The sequence below is a fragment of the Streptomyces sp. NBC_00582 genome (genome assembly GCF_036345155.1).
GTDB lineage: Bacteria > Actinomycetota > Actinomycetes > Streptomycetales > Streptomycetaceae > Streptomyces.
On the sequence record NZ_CP107772.1, the window covers coordinates 681888 to 699655 of the forward strand.

General features: G+C 72.2%; 14 protein-coding genes. 9 read left to right on the forward strand and 5 right to left on the reverse strand.

Translation table 11 applies throughout. The annotated features are described in order from the left end of the window. Window positions 1–52 precede the first annotated feature (52 nt). Entirely contained in the window at window positions 53–934 is an 882-nt protein-coding gene (locus OG852_RS03155) for a helix-turn-helix transcriptional regulator (protein ID WP_133916927.1), read from the reverse strand. A gap of 102 nt (window positions 935–1036) precedes the next feature. Here OG852_RS03155 and OG852_RS03160 point away from each other — a divergent pair, with 102 nt between their 5' ends. The 8 genes from OG852_RS03160 (at window position 1037) to OG852_RS03195 (ending at window position 9230) form a co-directional block, all read left to right on the forward strand. Further along, window positions 1037–1732, forward strand: coding sequence for an SDR family NAD(P)-dependent oxidoreductase (locus tag OG852_RS03160; protein ID WP_133916928.1), 696 nt, complete (start codon window positions 1037–1039; stop codon window positions 1730–1732). Between the two features lie 145 nt (window positions 1733–1877). Continuing rightward, the gene (locus OG852_RS03165; RefSeq protein ID WP_133916929.1) at window positions 1878–2813 is read left to right on the forward strand and encodes an SCO3242 family prenyltransferase; all 936 of its coding nucleotides are present in this window, start codon (window positions 1878–1880) and stop codon (window positions 2811–2813) included. Beyond that, on the forward strand, window positions 2810–3670 hold the full coding sequence (locus OG852_RS03170; protein WP_133916930.1) for a sugar phosphate isomerase/epimerase family protein: 861 nt from the start codon (window positions 2810–2812) through the stop codon (window positions 3668–3670). The genes OG852_RS03165 and OG852_RS03170 overlap by 4 nt, the downstream gene beginning before the upstream one ends. 85 nt (window positions 3671–3755) lie before the next feature. Next, window positions 3756–4487, forward strand: coding sequence for an EboA domain-containing protein (locus OG852_RS03175; RefSeq protein WP_133916931.1), 732 nt, complete (start codon window positions 3756–3758; stop codon window positions 4485–4487). Beyond that, window positions 4487–5341 (forward strand): TatD family hydrolase, encoded by an 855-nt coding sequence (locus OG852_RS03180; RefSeq protein ID WP_166663740.1) that lies wholly within the window; start codon window positions 4487–4489, stop codon window positions 5339–5341. The genes OG852_RS03175 and OG852_RS03180 overlap by 1 nt, the downstream gene beginning before the upstream one ends. A 7-nt stretch (window positions 5342–5348) precedes the next feature. Then, window positions 5349–6554 (forward strand): metabolite traffic protein EboE, encoded by a 1206-nt coding sequence (eboE, locus tag OG852_RS03185; protein WP_133916933.1) that lies wholly within the window; start codon window positions 5349–5351, stop codon window positions 6552–6554. Then, entirely contained in the window at window positions 6551–7924 is a 1374-nt protein-coding gene (locus OG852_RS03190) for an alkaline phosphatase family protein (RefSeq protein ID WP_133916934.1), read from the forward strand. The genes eboE and OG852_RS03190 overlap by 4 nt, the downstream gene beginning before the upstream one ends. Before the next feature lie 109 nt (window positions 7925–8033). Continuing rightward, complete coding sequence (locus OG852_RS03195) at window positions 8034–9230, forward strand: cytochrome P450 (protein WP_133916935.1); 1197 nt, start codon at window positions 8034–8036, stop codon at window positions 9228–9230. Window positions 9231–9334: 104 nt separating this feature from the next. Here OG852_RS03195 and OG852_RS03200 read toward each other — a convergent pair whose 3' ends face one another. Then, window positions 9335–10012: an alpha/beta fold hydrolase gene (locus OG852_RS03200; RefSeq protein ID WP_330346990.1), complete on the reverse strand. Its 678-nt coding sequence runs from the start codon at window positions 10010–10012 to the stop codon at window positions 9335–9337. A 211-nt stretch (window positions 10013–10223) separates the two neighbouring features. On the opposite strand from OG852_RS03200, the gene OG852_RS03205 reads away from it, so the two are divergent. Then, window positions 10224–13139, forward strand: a complete 2916-nt coding sequence (locus tag OG852_RS03205) for a helix-turn-helix transcriptional regulator (protein WP_330351385.1) — start codon at window positions 10224–10226, stop codon at window positions 13137–13139. 75 nt (window positions 13140–13214) lie between these two features. Here OG852_RS03205 and OG852_RS03210 read toward each other — a convergent pair whose 3' ends face one another. The 3 genes from OG852_RS03210 to OG852_RS03220 form a co-directional block, all read right to left on the reverse strand. Then, window positions 13215–14072, reverse strand: a complete 858-nt coding sequence (locus OG852_RS03210; protein WP_330346991.1) for a hypothetical protein — start codon at window positions 14070–14072, stop codon at window positions 13215–13217. 123 nt (window positions 14073–14195) lie between these two features. After that, complete coding sequence (locus tag OG852_RS03215) at window positions 14196–14417, reverse strand: hypothetical protein (RefSeq protein WP_330346992.1); 222 nt, start codon at window positions 14415–14417, stop codon at window positions 14196–14198. A 147-nt stretch (window positions 14418–14564) separates the two neighbouring features. Further along, window positions 14565–17570, reverse strand: a complete 3006-nt coding sequence (locus OG852_RS03220) for a non-ribosomal peptide synthetase (RefSeq protein WP_330346993.1) — start codon at window positions 17568–17570, stop codon at window positions 14565–14567. Window positions 17571–17768: the final 198 nt, after the last annotated feature.

The following is a 17768-nucleotide window of genomic DNA, read 5'->3' on the forward strand; positions in this document are numbered from 1 at the left end:
GCATGATGTACCTGACCTTCGTTTGCTGGACGAGATCCGGCCGGGTCGATCATCACGGCGCGGAGAACAGACCGTGCTGCCCCGGAGGCGAGGAGCCGTCGGTGTGGACGCCGTTCGTGACCCGCAGGAACTCCAGCTTTTCCGCGTCGGCGGAACCCGCGGCCACCGTGTAGACGACGAGGCGGACGTCGCAGCCCGGGACGGTGAGCACGTCGCAGTCGCACGTCACCTCGCCGACCTGGGGGTGCACGACGGTCTTGCGGGCCGAGACGTGCGGACCGACCGCACCCTCGTCCCACAGCCGGGTGAACTCCGCGCTGTGGGAGCGCAGTTCCTCGACGAGGTCGATCAGTCCACGGTCGCGGGGGTAGGTGACGAGAGCCGTGCGCAGATCGGCGACGAGGGCGGGGCCCAGGGCGTCGCCGGCCTGGTGCACGGGCCAGGCCGCGAGCCCTGAGGGCCCTGCGGTGAAGACAGCGCGCACCAGGTTCCGCTCGACGTGGGTCCGTGCGCTGGGGTCGCCCAGCAGCACCGCCCATGCGGGGGTCCAGGACAGCAAGGTCCAGTCGGCGCTGAACACGCCCACGGGGAAGTCCCCGAGGCGAGCCAGCATCCGTTGGACCCCTGCTGGAACATGTGTGGAGATCGTCCCTTCCTGGGGAGGGAGGAGGCCGGCCAGCCGGTAGGCGTAATCGCGCTCCACCGGTTGCAGCTGCAGGGCCCTGGCCAGGCTCGCGACGACCTGCGCCGAGGGGCTCGTGGCGCGCCCCTGCTCCAGTCGCACCACATAGTCGACCGACAGTCCTGCGAGCTCGGCCAGCTCCTCGCGTCGCAACCCCACCGCACGGCGTCCGGGCCGCGAGGTCCGCCCGACGTCGAGGGGAGAAAGCCGGTCGCGCCAGCGGCGCAATGCTGTGCCCAGGGTCTCGTCCACTCGACCATTGTGTCCGCCGTGCAGCCGTCGTGCCTGGTACTGGCCGTCCTACCGTCGCAGGGGGCACTGGTTGTCCCCTCGTCACGGGCCGAGAGTGAACGCATGACCACCACATTCATCACAGGAGCCAACAAGTCCCTCGGGTACGAGACCGCCCGCCGATTGACCGAGGCCGGCCACACCGTCCTCATCGGTGCGCGTGATCCGGAGCGCGGCCAGGCTGCCGCCGACGCGCTCGGTGCCCGTTTCGTCCAGATCGATGTGACGGACGACGCGTCGGTGGCTGCGGCCGCCGCCGACATCGAGGCGCGCGAGGGCAGCATCGACGTCCTGATCAACAACGCCGGTGTCTTCGGGACGCACAGCCCCGCCGACCGGATCACGGCCGCTGACGCCAGTGAGGTGTTCGAGGTCAATGTCGTGGGGATCGTCCGGGTGACGCACGCGTTCCTGCCTCTGCTGCGCAAGTCAGCGAGCCCGGTGATCGTCAATGTGTCCAGCGGCATGGGGTCGTTCGCGGCCACCCACGACGCCGAGCGCGTCGAGTCGAGGAACCTCGCGCCGCTCTACACCGCGTCGAAGGCCGCGGTGACCATGCTGACCACGCAGTACGCGAAGTCGTGGCCGGACGTGAGAGTGAACGCGGCCGACCCGGGCTACACCGCGACCGACTTCAACGGGCACAGCGGCCCGCAGACGGTGACCGAGGGCACCGACGCGATCGTCGAACTCGCCACCATCGGGGCGGACGGCCCGACCGGAACCTTCCGGGACCGTCACGGTGAGATGGCCTGGTGACCCGCCCCTGGGCCGGGGCCTTCCGGGCTCCAACTCCCCTGCACGGCAGGGGCGTTGTTCGATCCGCCGTACACACAGAGTCTTCACACAAAGGGCGATGTGAAGGTATCTGAAGGTTAAAGCAAGGGGCGTAGGGTGTCCGATCATGCAAGGCCAGAACGACATCTCACGTTCCCCCCGTCTCGCCGATCTGGCGGCCCTCGTCCGCCTGCCCGCCGCGCTCAGCGTGCCCGGGGACGTGCTCGCCGGCGCGATGGCGAGCACCGGGCGCGTCCGCCCCCGTACCGCCGCCACGATGGCGTCGTCCGTCGCCCTCTACTGGGCCGGCATGGCGCTCAACGACTACGCGGACGCGACCGTGGACGCGGTGGAGCGCCCCGAGCGCCCCATACCCTCCGGCCGGGTCACCCGCCGCAGCGCACTGGCCACCGCCTGCGGGCTGACCGCCGCCGGTCTCGGCCTCGCCGCCCTGGCCGGCGGGCGCGCCGCGCTCGGGGTGGCGGTGCCGCTGACCGGGCTGGTCTGGGCGTACGACCTGCGTCTGAAGTCCACCGCCGCCGGGCCCGCCGCGATGGCGGGGGCGCGTGCGCTGAACGTGCTGGCCGGGGCCGAGCCCGGCCGCAGGGCCTCGGCACTCCCGGCCGCGATGCTGGTCGGCGCGCACACCTACACGGTCACGGCGCTGAGCCGCCACGAGGTGACGGGCGCGCCCCGTTCCGTACCGGCTTCGACGCTGGCCGGCACCGCGGCCACCGCCCTCGCCGCCGGGGCGCTCCCCCACGCCGGGGCGCTTCCCTTACTACGGCGCACCGGACGCGGGAGGCCCGGCGGGCGGGCGGCCCGGATCGGTGCCGCCGCCGGGGCACTCGCCTATCTGACCACGTACGGCGGCGCGCAGGCTCGGGCCGCCCACGACCCGTCCGCGGTGAACGTCCGGCAGGCCGTAGGCGCCGGCATCCTGTCGCTGATGCCCCTCCAGGCGGCGCTCACCGCGAGCGGCGGCGCCCCGGCCCTGGCCGGTCTGCTCGCCGCGGCCCATCCGGCGGCCCGTAGGCTGGCCCGGAAGGTGTCGCCCACGTGAGCGCTCCTCTCTCCCCGCCCGCGCGCCTGCGCTACGGCTTCGGGACCAACGGCTTCGCCCACCATCGGCTCGACGACGTCCTGACCGTCCTCGCCGACCTGGGCTACGACTCGGTCGGGCTCACCCTGGACCACGGCCATCTCGACCCCTTCGCCGTGGATCTGCCGCGCCGGGTCGATCGACTGGCGGCCAGGCTGGACCGGTTGGGCCTCGCCGTCATGGTGGAGACCGGGGCGCCGTATCTGCTCGACCCCTGGCGGGGCCACGTCCCCACCCTCATGTGCGCACCCGGCGCCGAACGGCGCCTGGACCTCCTCGCGCGGGCGGTGCGCATCGCGGCCGACCTGGGCGCCCCGGCCGTCCAGCTGGCCAGCGGGCCGGCTCCCGAAGGCGTCGCGGAGGAGGAGGCGTGGAAGCGGCTGGCCGCGGGCTGCGAGGAGATCCTGGAGGTCGCCCGCGAGCACGGGGTGGCACTCGGGTTCGAGCCCGAGCCGTACATGTTCGTCGACACCGTGCAGCGGGTGCTGGATCTGCGCCACCGCCTCGGCGAACCCGATCTGTTCGGTGTCACGCTCGACATCGGCCACGCCCACTGCGTCGAGGAAGCGCCCCTGCTCGACTGCGTGGCGCTGGCGGCACCGCACCTGGTCAACGTGCAGATCGAGGACATGCGGCGCGGGGTGCACCGGCACCTCGAACTCGGCACGGGCGAGATCGACTTCCCACCCGTCCTGGCAGCGCTGAAGGCCTCCGGCTATCACGGCCCCGTCTCGGTGGAGATCCAGGGCGCGTCGCTGAACGCCCCCGAAGTCGCCCGGCGCTCACTGGAGTTCCTGCGGGCCGCCGAGCCGCGCTGACGGCTCCCTCCTGTCCAATGGTTCGTCACTTCCTTTCCCGATACGGCTGTCGCCGTATGCATATCCGACATAGGAGGCATGTGTCGTGGACCCACGCATCCCGATCGCCCTCGATCAGCGGCTAACCGCGGGCGCGGCGGCCTGGCTGGCCGACGCGGTCGCCCGGGTGGGCGCGGATCCGGCGGCCGTTCGCGGCATCTTCCCTGCTGTGGGCCGGCACTGCGGGCGCGGCCCGCTGATCGCCGGCTGGACGGTGGCGGACGCCGCCCGCGCCCGGCTGCTCGCCGCGCTGCCGCTCAGCGGCACGGCGCTCGTGGAGGAGATCACCGCCCTGCACCGGTACGGCGACGGTGCCGAGCAACGGGCGGTGCTGCGCTCCCTGGACCTACTGGAGGAAACGGACGCGACCTTCGCCGATCGAGGGCTGCCCCTGGTGCGGGCGGCCCTGCGGAGCAACGACACCGACCTGATCGAGGCGGCCCTCGGACCGTACGCCGCCCGCCATCTGGACGACGGAAGCTACCGGCAGGCCGTGCTGAAGAGCGTCTTCTGCGGCATCCCGCTCGCCCGGGTCGCCGGAATGGCGGAGCGCGCCGACCGTGAACTCGCCCGCATGCTGGTCGACTTCGCCCATGAGCGGGTCGCCGCGGGCCGTGACGTCCCGGCCGACGTCTGGCCGGTCGTCCGCGCCCACCCCGGCACGCTGGAGGCCTCCGGGCTGCCCGCCGAGACCGAGTCCTCCCATCCCGACCGCCGTGACGCGGCCGTACGGGCCCTGGCCGCCTTCTCCGCCACCGCACCCGCAGGAGCCGTCTGATGCGTATCTTCGACCCCCACATCCACATGACCTCCCGCACCACCGACGACTACGAGGCCCTGTACGCGGCCGGGGTCCGGGCGGTGGTCGAGCCGTCGTTCTGGCTCGGCCAGCCGCGCACCTCCGTGGACAGCTTCACCGACTACTTCGACGCGCTGCTCGGCTGGGAGCCGTACCGCGCCGCGCAGTTCGGCATCCGGCACCACTGCACGATCGCCCTCAATCCGAAGGAGGCCAACGACCCGCGCTGCGCCGGGGTGCTGGACGTGCTGCCGCGCTATCTCGCCAAGGACGGGGTGGTGGCCGTCGGGGAGATCGGCTACGACTCCATGACGCCCGAGGAGGACGAGGCGCTGGCCCGTCAGCTGGCCCTCGCCGTCGAGCACGGACTGCCGGTGCTGGTGCACACCCCGCATCGCGACAAGGCCGCCGGTACCCGCCGCACGCTCGACGTGGTCCGCGAGTCCGGGATCCCGCCCGAGCACGTCCTCGTCGACCACCTCAACGAACTCACCGTCGCCATGGTGGCCGACAGCGGCTGCTGGATGGGCTTCTCCATCTACCCGGACACCAAGATGAGCGAGGACCGCATGGTGCGGATCCTCCAAGAGCACGGTACGGCGCGGATGTTGGTCAACTCCGCCGCCGACTGGGGCCGCAGCGACCCCCTGAAGACCCGGAAGACCGCCGACGCGATGCTGGCCGCCGGTTTCGACGAGGACACCGTCGACCAGGTGATGTGGCGCAACCCGGTGGCGTTCTACGGGCAGAGCGGCCGGCTCGACCTCGAGGACGTCAAGGCCGACGACAGCGCCCTGTTCGAGGGCAACTCCGTCAAACGCGGCGGGGAGTGAGCCCGAGTTGCGCTTCCGACACGGCGACGGCACCACCGTCCACCTCGCCTACTGCAGCAACGTCCACCAGGCGGAGGACCTGGACGGGGTGGTACGCCAGCTCGCCTCCCACGCCGAGCCGGTCCGGGAGGCACTCGGCGCCGATCTGCTCGGCATCGGGCTGTGGCTGGCCCGGGACGTGGTCACCGAGCTGTCCGCCCGGCCCGGGGCCGTACGCCGGCTGCGCACCGAGCTGACCGCCCGCGGCCTGGAGACCGTCACCCTCAACGCCTTCCCCTACGAGGGCTTCCACCGCGAGGTGGTCAAGAAGGACGTCTACCGTCCCGACTGGACCGACCCCGCCCGGCTGCACTACACCGTCGACTGCGCCCGGGTCCTCGCCGGGCTGCTCCCCGACGACGCGCGGCGCGGCAGTGTCTCCACCCTCCCGCTGGCCTGGCGCACCCCCTGGCCGACGGAGGCGCGCGACACCGCACGTCGAGCACTGGACCAACTTGCCCTACAAATGGCTGAGTTGGAGCGTGAGACGGGTCGTGCGATCCGGGTCGGCTTCGAACCGGAGCCGGGCTGCGTGGTGGAGAACACCATCCAGGCAGCCCGTGAGCTCGGCGGGCTGGACCCCGAACGGCTCGGTGTCTGTCTGGACACCTGCCATCTCGCCGTGCAGTTCGAGAACCCGGCGCGGGCACTGCGCCGCCTCGCCGACGCCGGCCTCCCGGTCGTCAAGGTGCAGGCCTCCAGCGCCCTCCAGGCCGACGACCCCGCCGATCCCGAAGCACGCGGGGCCCTCGCCCGGTTCGCCGAACCCCGCTTCCTGCACCAGACGCGCACCGTCCCGCGCGGCAGCGACAGCGTCAGCGGAGTGGACGACCTCCCGGACGCCCTGGCCGGCGGCCTCGACCCCGGCGCCCCCTGGCGGGTGCACTTCCACGCGCCGCTGCACGCCGCACCCGAACCTCCCCTGAGCACCACGGCTGCCGAACTGACCACCGCCCTGCGGGAATTGCTCGGCGGTCCGCAAGCGGTCTGTGACCACGTCGAGGTGGAGACCTACACCTGGTCCGTCCTGCCCGAACAGCTGCGGCCGCGTAACCGTGAGGGCCTGGTCGCCGGGATCGCCGCCGAACTGGCCTGGTCCCGCGACCGGTTCGAGGAACTCGGCCTCGTCGCGGCAGCCGGCCCCGCCCGCCCCCGAAAGGAGCCCGTCACATGACACGACTCGTCGTCCTCGACATCGTCGGCCTCACACCCCGCCTGCTGCGCCACATGCCGGCCGTCTCCGCCGTCGCCGAACAGGGTTTCCAGGCCCGGCTGGACACCGTTCTGCCCGCCGTGACCTGCTCCGTGCAGTCCACCCTCCTCACCGGCGCTCCGCCCTCCGAGCACGGTGTCGTCGGCAACGGCTGGTACTTCCGCGACCTCGGCGAGGTCCTGCTGTGGCGCCAGCACAACGCCCTGGTCGGCGGCGAGAAGCTCTGGGACGCCGCCCGCCGCTCCCGGCCCGACTACACGGTCGCCAACGTCTGCTGGTGGTACGCCATGGGCGCCGACGTGGACTTCACCGTCACCCCCCGCCCCGTGTACTACTCCGACGGCCGCAAGGAACCCGACTGCTACACCCGGCCGCCCGCGCTGCACGACGAACTCACCAGCAGACTGGGCACGTTCCCCCTCTTCACCTACTGGGGGCCCAACGCGGGCCTGCCCTCCACCCAGTGGATCCTCGCCGCCGCCCGCCAGATCTTCGACGAGCACCGCCCCGACCTGACGCTGGTCTACGTACCGCACCTGGACTACGAGCCCCAGCGCACCGGCCCCGGCTCGCCGCAGTCGGCGCGCGAGGCCCGCCGCCTCGACGACGCGCTGCGCCCCCTCCTGGAACACTTCCGCCGCGAGGACGCCACCGTCGTGATCCTCAGCGAGTACGGCATCGCGCCCGCGTCCCGCCCGGTCGACATCAACCGCGCACTGCGCCGGGCCGGACTGCTGGAGGTCCACACCCAGGACGGCATGGAGTACCTCGACCCGATGACGTCCCGCGCCTTCGCGGTCGCCGACCACCAGATCGCCCATGTCTACGTCCGCGACCCCGCCGACCTCGCCAAGACCACCGAGATCGTCGCAGGACTCGACGGGGTGGACGAGGTGCTCGACGAGCAGGGCAAGGCCCGGCACGGGCTCGCGCACGAACGCTCGGGCGAACTGGTCGCGGTGGCGGAGTCCGACGCCTGGTTCACGTACTACTACTGGCTGGACGACGAGCGCGCCCCGGACTTCGCCCGCCAGGTCGAGATCCACCGCAAACCCGGCTACGACCCCGCCGAACTCCTCTACGACCCCGCCGTCCCCGGCGTCAAGGCACGCGCCCTCGGCCAGGTCGCGCGCAAGAAGGCCGGCCTGCGCTACCGCATCCGGACCGTCCCGCTGGACCCCTCGGGCGTCCGCGGCAGCCACGGCCGGCTCCCCGAGGACCCGCAGGACAGCCCCGTCCTGCTGTGCTCAAGGCCCGGCCCCGCGCGCGACAGGATCGCCGCGACCGAGGTCAAGGACCTGCTCCTCGGCCTGGCCGGCATCACCGGCTGACTGCCGATCGCGCCCCCCGCGTCCGCAGTCGGATCACTCTCCGATCACGCCTCCCCCGATCGCCTCCCGATCGCCCTCCGATCCCCCGACCACCGGAAGACCCCCCACCATGCACACGACGGACACCACCCCACCTCCCCTCCCCCGCCACCGCCCCCTCCTCGACCCCGCCGCCGAGTACGGGCGCTGGATCACCGAGCGGCCGCTGGCCAGGATCTCCCTGTGGGGCGACACCCACCCCTGGCTCGTCACCCGGCACGAGGACGCCCGTGCCGTCCTCGGCGATCCGCGCTTCAGCGCGCGAAACGCCCGCCCCGGCTTCCCCGGTCTCCAGCCGACGCCCCCACCGCCCACCCCTGGCCAGCTCTTCGCCATGGACCCGCCGGACCACACCCGGCTGCGCCGCATGCTGATCCCCGAGTTCACCTTCCGCCGCATCGAGCAACTGCGGCCGGCCATCAGGCGGATCACCGGCGAACTCCTCGACGGCCTGGTCAAGCAGGAGCGGCCGGCCGACCTGGTGGAACACTTCACCCTCCCGCTGCCGCTCCTCGTCATCTGCGAACTGCTCGGAGTGCCGTACAGCGACCGGGAGTTCATCCACCGGCACGCCGCCGCCTTCGCCACCGTCTCGGCCGGACCGGAGGCGATGCGGGGCGGCTGGGCAGCCCTCTTCGGCTACCTCCAGGAGCTGCTGGAAGCCAAGTCGCGGGAACCCGGCGACGATCTGATCAGCAAGCTCGCCGTCGAGCGGGTCACCACCGGCGAGGCCACTGCGGCGGAGGCCGCCGGCATGCTGGTCCAGCTCCTCATCGCCGGGCACGAGACGACCGCGAGCATGCTCTCGCTCGGCGTCGTCGCCCTGCTGCGCCATCCCGACCAGCTGACCGCGCTGCGCTCCGACGACGACCTCGTCCCGGGCGCGATCGAGGAACTCCTGCGCTACCTCACCGTCGTCCACATCGGGCTGCGCCGCATCGCCGTCGAGGACGTCGAGATCGGCGGGGTGACCATCCGCGCCGGCGAGGGTGTGGTGGTCGCCCTCCAAGCGGCCAACCGCGACCCCGCGGTGTTCGGCGACCCCGACACCCTCGACCTCACCCGGGACGCCGGCCAGCACCTGGCCTTCGGCCACGGCCCGCACCACTGCCTCGGCCAGTCACTCGCCCGCGCCGAACTCCAGACCGCCCTGCCGATGCTCTTCGCCCGCCTGCCCACCCTCCACCTGACCGGCCCGCCCGCGGAAACCCACGGCTTCGAGGGCCGCGCCGTCCACGGCCTCTCGAAACTGCCCGTGACCTGGTGACCCGGGCCGGGCCCACCCGGGCCGGCCCAGCACTGAATACGCCGGGGCGGCCCAGGACGGTCGCCCCGCGCGCACCTCTCGCTTCCGGGCTGGGTGGTCGCCGTTCACCTCGACGAGGGCGGCAATGCGCGGAGGACGGCCGCGAGGTTGTGCGGGTCACGGCGGGCGATGTTGTGGCCGACGGGAATCTCGTGAACCCGCCAGCCCGGGTCCTCGCGCAACTGTTCGGTCAGGCTCACGAACGGGCTGCCCGGCCACGCGCCACCACTGATGTACGTTCGCCCGAGCGCGTGACCGCGGTCGCCTCCCAGCCTGATCGACTGGACGAAGCTCGCCAGCGGGTGCGGTCGCGCGCGAGGGTCGAGTCCTTCGGGGACCGCTACCCATCGACCGTCGGCGCGGGCGCCGGCCATGAACAGCTCCCGGAAGCTGTCGCTGGTCAAAGACCAACACGAATCCCCGTCGTCCGGGACGTAGGCGTCGATGAAGACGAGCTGATCGAGGCGGTCGCCGAGCCGATCCGCGACACCGGCGATCACCATCCCGCCGTAGCTGTGCCCGCACAGTGCGACGGGCGTTCCGTCGCCCCGTGCAATGACGTCGGCCACCTGGTCGACATGGGTGTCGAGGTTCGGCGGACGCTCCACATCGACCGGACCGTCCGACTCCAGCCCCGACAAGGTCACCGCCTCGACGTGGTGACCGTCTCGGTGGAGCTCGGCAGCCACCGCGTCGAACACCCACCCGCCTTGCCAACCGCCCGGCACCATCACGAACTTCACCGCGGCATCGTAGGTCAGCGGAAAGCCCCGCCGGTATCGGCGGAGCCTTCGCTCGGCTGGCGCTCGCCCTTCGGGATCCGTTCGTTCCGGTTCGTCGACGCGGCGGTTGCGGCGATCATCGGGAGAGAATGATGCTCAAGGGGATTGTAAAGACAAGGGGGCAACCGTGGGAGCGGACGCGGTCGTTGGGGACGGCGGGGGCGGGGCACCATTGCTGGGGCGCTCCGTCGAACTGGCCCGGTGCGACGCGCTGCTCGATCGTGCGGCAGCCGACGCGCGCGGCGGGGCGAGGGGGCGGGAGTTCCGTGACGGCGGCCGTTCCCGGCTCGTCGACATCACCGGTGAGGCCGGCATCGGCAAGAGCCGGCTGCTCGGCGAGGTCTGCGCAGGGGCGCGTCGGCGCGGAATGACGGTACTGCGCGGCAGAGCCACGGAGTACGAGCGGCAGGTGCCGTTCCAGGTGTTCACCGACGCGCTCGCCCACCTGGACCCGCACGTCCTGGACGGCTTCCCGGAGGTCGAGGCGGTGGCGCCGCTGCTTCAGCGCAGCGGCGCCGTCGACCGTTTCGGACTGCACCGGTCCACGGCCGTCCTGCTCGCCCGGCTCGCCGCCCCGTCCGGGCTGCTGCTGGCCCTCGACGACCTGCACTGGGCGGACCCGGCGTCACTGGAGCTGCTGGACCATCTGGTACGCCATCCCCTGCACGCCCCCGTCGTCCTGGCCGTGACCCGGCGTGACCGCCAGAGTCCCGAGTCCCTCGCCGCCCGGCTCACCCGAGGACTCGACACCGGCACGGTGGTCAGAGTCGGCCTGAGACCGCTGAGCGCACGCGACTGCGCCGAACTGGCCGGGCCCGGCCTGCCGCCCGCCGAGACCGCCGCGCTGTACGCCGCGAGCGAGGGCAACCCCTTCTACTTCCTGACCCTCCTTCAAGCCCACCGTGAGAGGGCGACGCCCGAGTCCTCCGCGCCGCCCGGGCTCGGCACCCTGCTGCTGGACGAACTGACCGTGCTCGCCCCCTCCCGGCGCCGTATCGTCGAGGCCGTGGCGGTACTGGGCGAGCACGCCACCCCGGCGATGGTGAGCCGGGTGACCGGCTGCTCCGGCGCCGCGTTCACCGCCGACGTCGACGCTCTCACCCGCCGCGACCTGCTGCGCTCGGCCCCGCAGGGCGTGCTGACCCTGCGTCATCCGGTCGTGCGGACCCTCGTCCACGAAAGCACGCCCTTCCTGCGGCGCGTCGAGATCCACCGGCTGGCCGCGCGGGAACTGGCCCGCGCGGGTGCCTCCGCCGCCGAGCGGGCCCACCATGTGGAACGGTCGCTGACCGCCTGGGACCCGGCAGCGGTGGCCGTGCTCGAGGAGGCCGCCGCACGAACCGCCCGAACGGCCCCGGCGAGCTGCGCCCATTGGCTCGACGTGGTACTGCGTCATCTTCCGCACACGCCCGAACACGACCCCCGGCGGCGGAAGTTGATGCTGAGGCGGGCTCGCGCCCTGGCCGCGTGCGGTGGTCTGCGCGAGAGCCGCGACCTGCTCCAGGAGCTGATCGCCACGCCGCGGCGGTCACCCGGTGGCCCGGTCACCGGCGAGGACCAGGGCCTGAGAGTGCGCGCGGTCGTGCTGTGCGCGCTGGTGGAGCGTCATCTGGGTCGCTGCACCGAGGCCGTCGCGCTGTTGCGCCGGGAGCTGGCCCGTGGCCCCGCACCGGCCGACGTCGTCCGGCTCGGCCTGGAGCTCGGCTCGGCCGCGCCCCAGGACAGCGACGCCTCGTACGCCCGGGTGCGTCATGAGGTCGAGGCGGCGCTCGCGGCGGCCCGGTCCACGGGGGACGAGGTCGGAGAGGCGGGCGTCCTCGCCGTCGCCGCCCTGGGGGAGGCGTACGAGGGCAACATGACCGCGGCGCACCGACTCGCCCGGCAGGCCGCAGCCCTGGTCGACTCCCTGCCCGACAACGACCTCACCGCGCTGTGCGAACCCCTGGCCCGGCTCGGCTGGGCGGAGGCCTTCCTGGAGCACTACCCGGACGCGGAGCGGCACGCGGAGCGCGGGCTCGACATCGCCCGCCGCAGCGGCCAGCTGTATGTGGTGCCGCATCTGCTGCTGTGTCTGTCCCATGTCCGGGTCCAGACCTGCCGGGTCTCCTCGGCTCTGGAACTCGCCGAGCAGGCCGAGGACATCGCCCGCGGGATCGGCAGCGACCAGTTGCTCGCGTTCGTGCTGGCCAGTAAGGCCGCCGCGCTCGTCGCCGCCTGCCCCCCGGACGATCCGCGCCCTCTCGCCGTCGCCGAGGAGGCGGTGGCGGCGGCCGGCACAGGGGTCGGCTGGTGGGCGTCCACGGCCTGGTGCATCTACGCCTGGGCGGCGCTCATGGCCGGCGACCCGGTTCGCGCCCGGGACGCGATGCTCCAGGCGGGTGGTCCCGAACTGCAGCGGATCCAGCCCTCGATGCGGCCGCTCTACCTGGAGATCCTGGTCACGTCCGCACTGGTGACGGACAGGTCCGAGGAGGCCCGGGGCTGGGCCGAGCGGGCACGTAAGGAGGCGGAGCAACTGGGGTTGCCGATGCAGCGGGCGTCCGCGCTGCGCAGCAGCGCCCATCTGCCGCTGGCGCAGGGGGACACGGCAGCGGCGGCGGACCTGTTCGCCGAGGCAGCGGCCGAGAGCGCCCGCTGCGACGCGGTCTTCTGGGAGGCGTATTCCCTGCTGCTCGGCGCCCCACTGGAAGCGGCGGCGGGCCGCGGCCGGGACGGCACGTACGCCTGGATCAGGGGGCGCCGGCTCGCCGAGGCGGGCGGCAGCGCACTGCTGGTCGGCCTCGCCGACGCCACCCGTCCGCCCGGTGGCGGCTCCGAGGCCGCGTACGGTTCTCAGGACCGCGTCGAGCTCACCGAGCGGCTGGCCGCTCTGACCGCCCGGGAGCTGGAGATAGCCGAACTGGTGGCTCAGGGGCTCACCAGCCAGGCCATCGCGGACCGGCTCTACGTCAGCCGGCGTACCGTCGAGACGCATGTCTCCCGCGCCTTCCGCAAGACCGGGGTCTCCTCGCGTACCGCCCTGGCCGCGCTGATGGCCCGCCGCCGCGCGGGGAGCCGTTTCGGGGAGGGCCGCGCGGAGCGGGACTGAGCTCCGTCCGGGTGCCGTCGGCGGCGACCGGTGAGCCTCAGCGCACCGGCCACCGCGGTCTCGACGGGAAGCTGCCTACTTCACGTCGACGAAGTCGGCGGATGCCGTCGCGGCGCCGGTCGTGCCGGTGCCGGCGTAGACGAAGCGGTAGTAGCCGTCGGAGCCGGCCTTGGTGGTGGTGCTCAGGGCGCCGGTGCTGCTGGTCTTCACCGTCTTGAGGGTGGTGTAGGTGCTGCTGCCCTTCTTGCGGAACTGCAACTGCACCGGCTGGGCCGCGTATCCCGCGTACTTGCCCTTGGTCCAGTCGGCGCGGCTCAGCTTGCCGGTGACCTTGATGGTCTTGCCCTTCTTCACCGGCTCCGGGGAGGCGTTGGCGGTCACCTTGGCGGCACGCTTGATCCTGGTCCTGGCGACGTCGTCGTCGTAACTGGCGTTCGCGTAGAGGTCGTAGGCGCCGAGGAAGAGTTTCCAGGTGCCCGCGGTGCCGTTGCCGTCCTTGAAGTCGACCGCGGGGTCGATGGTGAAGACCGTCTTGCAGCGGTAGCTGTAGCCGTCCTGGACCGGGGTCTCCGTGCAGGTGGGGTAGGCGTCCGACTCCAGGCCGCCGGTGATGGTGTCCGTGCTCGAACTGTCGGTGCCCTGCCACAGGAAGGCCTGGGTGATGGCCACGCCTTCCTCGTCGAAGGCGGTGAAGGTGACCGGGACGGCCTTCTTGCCCGTGACGCCGAGAACGATGTCCTTGCCGTTGTTGACGACCCCGTCCTTGAAGGTGGTGCCGCCCAGCGCGTCCCGCGGCTGGACGCGCTGCGAGGCGGTGGCTGCGAGATCCTTCGCCGCAGCCGGGTGCTCCGCCGCCTCGGCGGCACCCGGAAGGACGAGCGCCGAGAGTACGACGGCGCCGGAAAGGACGGTGGCCGCGGTGTGTATACGCATGTGATTCCCCCAAGACGAGGTCGGACGGCTCTGCCGAACTGTCCTTATGACAGGGTCTGTTGATGTGGTGAAGTGGTCGGAGCACGCTCGGCCCCGCGCGAGAGGGGCGCAGGGCGTGGGACCTCACCGGTCGAACCAGTTCCTTGCTTCCGTGGAGCTGAAGCCCCGCAGCACGGCGAGGGCGAAGGCGATGCCCGGCAGAACCGAGACTCCGCCGCCCTGAAGCAGGCCCAGCGCGCCGCTGAGGAGGCTCAGCGCCTCGATGACGATGACACGTCCGCCGCGTCGTTCGCCACGGCCGGCAACAGGGAGCCCGCCGCCAGGTTCAGCACGGCCTGGACCCATACCCCCACCAGCGCCAGTCTCACATTCTTCGGCATCTGCTCTTTCACGCCAGGTGTCGTCATGAGCGCAAGGAAACGGCACGGGTGTCAGGGACGCATCGGTAGAAACACAGATTCTCTATACGTACATCCCCAGATGGTTGGTCCCTCAGGTGCCGGCTCCTGCGGTGCGGGCGAGTTGGGCCACGTGGGACAGGGTCGGTTTGTCGATGATCGTGAGGAGGTTCGCCATGAACGCCTCCTCTCCGCCCTGGGCCAGAAGATCACGGCTGACTCCGGCGAGCATGGAGAGCAGCGCCAGGGAGTCCCCGCCCAGCCGGTGGAAGTCGGCCTGCTCGTCCAGTCGCTCCGGGGGGATGGCGAGGACCCGCGACCAGACCTCGGCCACGGCCCGGGTGACCGGGTCGGAGGTCGCGGATGCCGTACCCGCCGTCGGGCCGCCCTCGGTGGCGAAGGGATCGGGCAGCGCACGGGCGTCCACCTTTCCGCTGACGGTGTAGGCCAGTTCGGAGACGGTGACGAACGCCGCCGGCACCATGTAGGGCGGCAGCAGCCCTGCGGTGTGCTCCTCCAGTTCCTTCGCGGTGACGTGGGAACGGGGGATGACGTACGCGCAGAGCGTCTTGCCCGTCCCACCGGGCCGGGTCCTGGCCACCACCACGGCGCGCTCCACCGCGGGATGCCGCTCCAGCGCTCGCGCCACCTCGGCGGGCTCGACCCGGTTGCCGCGCACCTTGACCTGGTCGTCGTTGCGGCCGACGTACGCGAGGTCGCCCGAGGGCAGGACGGTGGCCAGGTCCCCGGTCCGGTACACCCTGGTGCCGTCGGCCAGCCGGACGAACCGCTCGGCGTCCAGGTCGGGACGGCCCAGATAGCCGCGTGCCAGCTGGGCGCCGCCCAGGTACATCTCCCCCGTCTCGCCGGGCTCGACGAAGCGACCCCGTTCGTCGAGCAGGTACACCGAGGAGTTGTACCCGGGGAGCCCGATCGGCACCGCGGTCGCGCCGCCGTCCCTGGCCTCGTCGAAGACATGGGCGGTGCAGCCGACGGTGACCTCGGTCGGGCCGTACTGGTTGATGATCCGGCACTTCTGCCCGAACATCCGCTGCGCCCGGGCGGCGACCTCCACCCGGAGCTGCTCACCGGTGATGATCACGCCGGTGCAGTCGGTGGGACTGAGGTCCAGCTGGCCGATCAGATCGAGGTGGGAGGGGGTGAGGTTGAGCATGGTGGCGCCGGATCGTTCCAGCAGTCTGCGCAGCGTCAGGTGGTTGATGCGGTCGGGCACCAGCACGATCGTCCCGCCCACCATGCCCGGCCCGAAGAGCGATGTCATGGAGACGTCGAAGGACAGCGAGGTCATCAGGGTGAGTCTGGTCTCCGGGCCGATCCGGAACATGTCCAGGGCCCAGTGCAGATAGTTCAGCAGGTTCCCGTGCTCGATCAGCACGCCCTTGGGCCGGCCGGTCGATCCGGAGGTGTAGATCACGTACGCCAGATCGTCGGGCCGCGGCCGGACGTCGTGGAATGCGGCCTGGTCGGGCCTGGCTCGGGAGAGGTCGTCGAGCGGCAGCGGTACGCAGCCGGACGGGAAGAGGTCCCGTCCCTCGTACCCCTGTTGGACCAGGCAGTGGCGCACGCCCGCATCGGCCAGGACGTCGGCGAGCCGGTGGTCCGGGTGCAACGGGTCCAGGGGAAGGAACGCCGCCCCGGCCCGGAGGACTCCCCAGATGCCCGCGACGGCCGCTACCGTGCGGTCGGCGAGCAGCCCCACGACGGAGCCCGGGCCCACGCCGAGGCGGTGCAGTTCATGGGCCACGGCGTCGGCGCGGCGACTGATCTCGTCGTACGTGACGTCGCCCTCGGGCCCGGTGAGCGCCACCTTGTCCGGCACCTGCCGTACCTGGGCGCGGATGAGCTCCATCAGGCTCTCGGTGCGCACCGCGTGGTCGGTCAGGTTGCCGTCCCAATGACGGTTCCGGGACGGCGAGAGCGCCTCCTCCACCGTGTCGAGCAGCGCCTCCGCGCGTTGCGCCACGCCGGGGCCGTCCAGCCAGGAGACCGTGACCTCGGTGCGGCCGCCGGAGTCCATCAGGTCGACGGCCGGAGGAGCGCCGGGGCCGGTGCCGCCCAGGGTGTACATCGCGGTGGCGCGGAAGCCGTCGGTGGAGAAGTCGGCGAGGTCGAAGCTGCCGAGGTGGGTGACGAAGGCCAGCCCCGAGTAGCGGTCCGAGCGGGCGGCCGCACGGGCGACGGCCTTGGAGAGCAGCCGGATGGCCGCCCTCGGCATCCGCATCATGTTCGGCTCGGTGCGCAGGGCGACCTCTTCGCCGTCGGCCAGCGCCGCGAGGAGTCTGCGGTGGATGTGCTCCCAGTCGTCGCCGCTGTCGACGTCGAGGATCACCGCCTGCGACAGCCACGCCGTGGAGCGGATGTCCGGAGCGTGGCGGCGCAGGTCCACCGGGACGAAGAAGCTCCCTCTCCCCTGCGGCCCGTATGCGGCCGCGAGTGCCGCGGCGACCTTGGCGGTGGCGGCCGGGTGGGTGCCGTCGACGGTCCTGTTGCGCCACATCACCTTGCGGCTGCCTCCTGGCAGGCGGCCCAGCGGGGACGGCCACTTCAGGGCACCGGCGCCGGGTGGGATCGGGGGCAGTCCCTGCGGATGCAGGGCCTCGAGGAACTGCGTGCTGTTGAGGGTCGCCGCCGCGCCCACGGGCTCCTGCCCGCGCAGGACGCGGAAGACGTCCTCGACCCACAGGGCGAGGCCGCGGGCGTCGGTCACCTCGTGCCGGCCCCTGAACACGACGGAGGCCGGGTCGCCGGGGAACAGCAGCACTTCCAGGGGTGTGCCGCGCCGGCCGGCGTGGGCCTGGAGGGCCTGGCAGTCCAGGTGTCGCCGGTCCAGGGGGCGGTCCATGACCCGCACGGCCGGGCTGACCCCGCTGTCCACCCACAGCTTGCCTTTTCGGACCAGCCGTGTGCCGGGTGACGCCTCCGAGGCGAGGCCGACGGCCCTGATCACGTCGTCCGGGGAAAGGTCGCCCTCGCCCTCGATCACATACTGGATGTCCTGGGGCATGGGCAGACCGAGATAGGTCCACTCGGCCGGGGTGATGGCGCGGTGATAGGGGCGGCCGACTGCTGTGTTCTTCATTCGATCTCTCCAGGCGGGCGTGCGCATGCCACACCGGCAGGCGCCCCCATCATGGGGGGCCGGTCGCTAGGGAAATCTTCAGCTCTGACCGAAAAAGGTCAAGGAGTGGTATTGCGTCGACCATGAACCGGTATGGGGCCCTGGGCCTCGGGGTGTCGGGCTTGGCCGGGAACTCCTCATGAGGCGGCCGAAGCCGTG

What these genes read in the sequence shown, in the direction of transcription:
- OG852_RS03165 (WP_133916929.1), top strand. Translation starts at nt 1,878, where the DNA reads ATGCAAGGCCAGAACGACATCTCACGTTCCCCCCGTCTCGCCGATCTG.
- OG852_RS03195 (WP_133916935.1), top strand. Translation starts at nt 8,034, where the DNA reads ATGCACACGACGGACACCACCCCACCTCCCCTCCCCCGCCACCGCCCC.
- OG852_RS03190 (WP_133916934.1), top strand. Translation starts at nt 6,551, where the DNA reads ATGACACGACTCGTCGTCCTCGACATCGTCGGCCTCACACCCCGCCTG.
- OG852_RS03180 (WP_166663740.1), top strand. Translation starts at nt 4,487, where the DNA reads ATGCGTATCTTCGACCCCCACATCCACATGACCTCCCGCACCACCGAC.
- OG852_RS03160 (WP_133916928.1), top strand. Translation starts at nt 1,037, where the DNA reads ATGACCACCACATTCATCACAGGAGCCAACAAGTCCCTCGGGTACGAG.
- OG852_RS03215 (WP_330346992.1), bottom strand. Translation starts at nt 14,417, where the DNA reads ATGGGTCCAGGCCGTGCTGAACCTGGCGGCGGGCTCCCTGTTGCCGGC.
- OG852_RS03220 (WP_330346993.1), bottom strand. Translation starts at nt 17,570, where the DNA reads ATGAAGAACACAGCAGTCGGCCGCCCCTATCACCGCGCCATCACCCCG.
- OG852_RS03210 (WP_330346991.1), bottom strand. Translation starts at nt 14,072, where the DNA reads ATGCGTATACACACCGCGGCCACCGTCCTTTCCGGCGCCGTCGTACTC.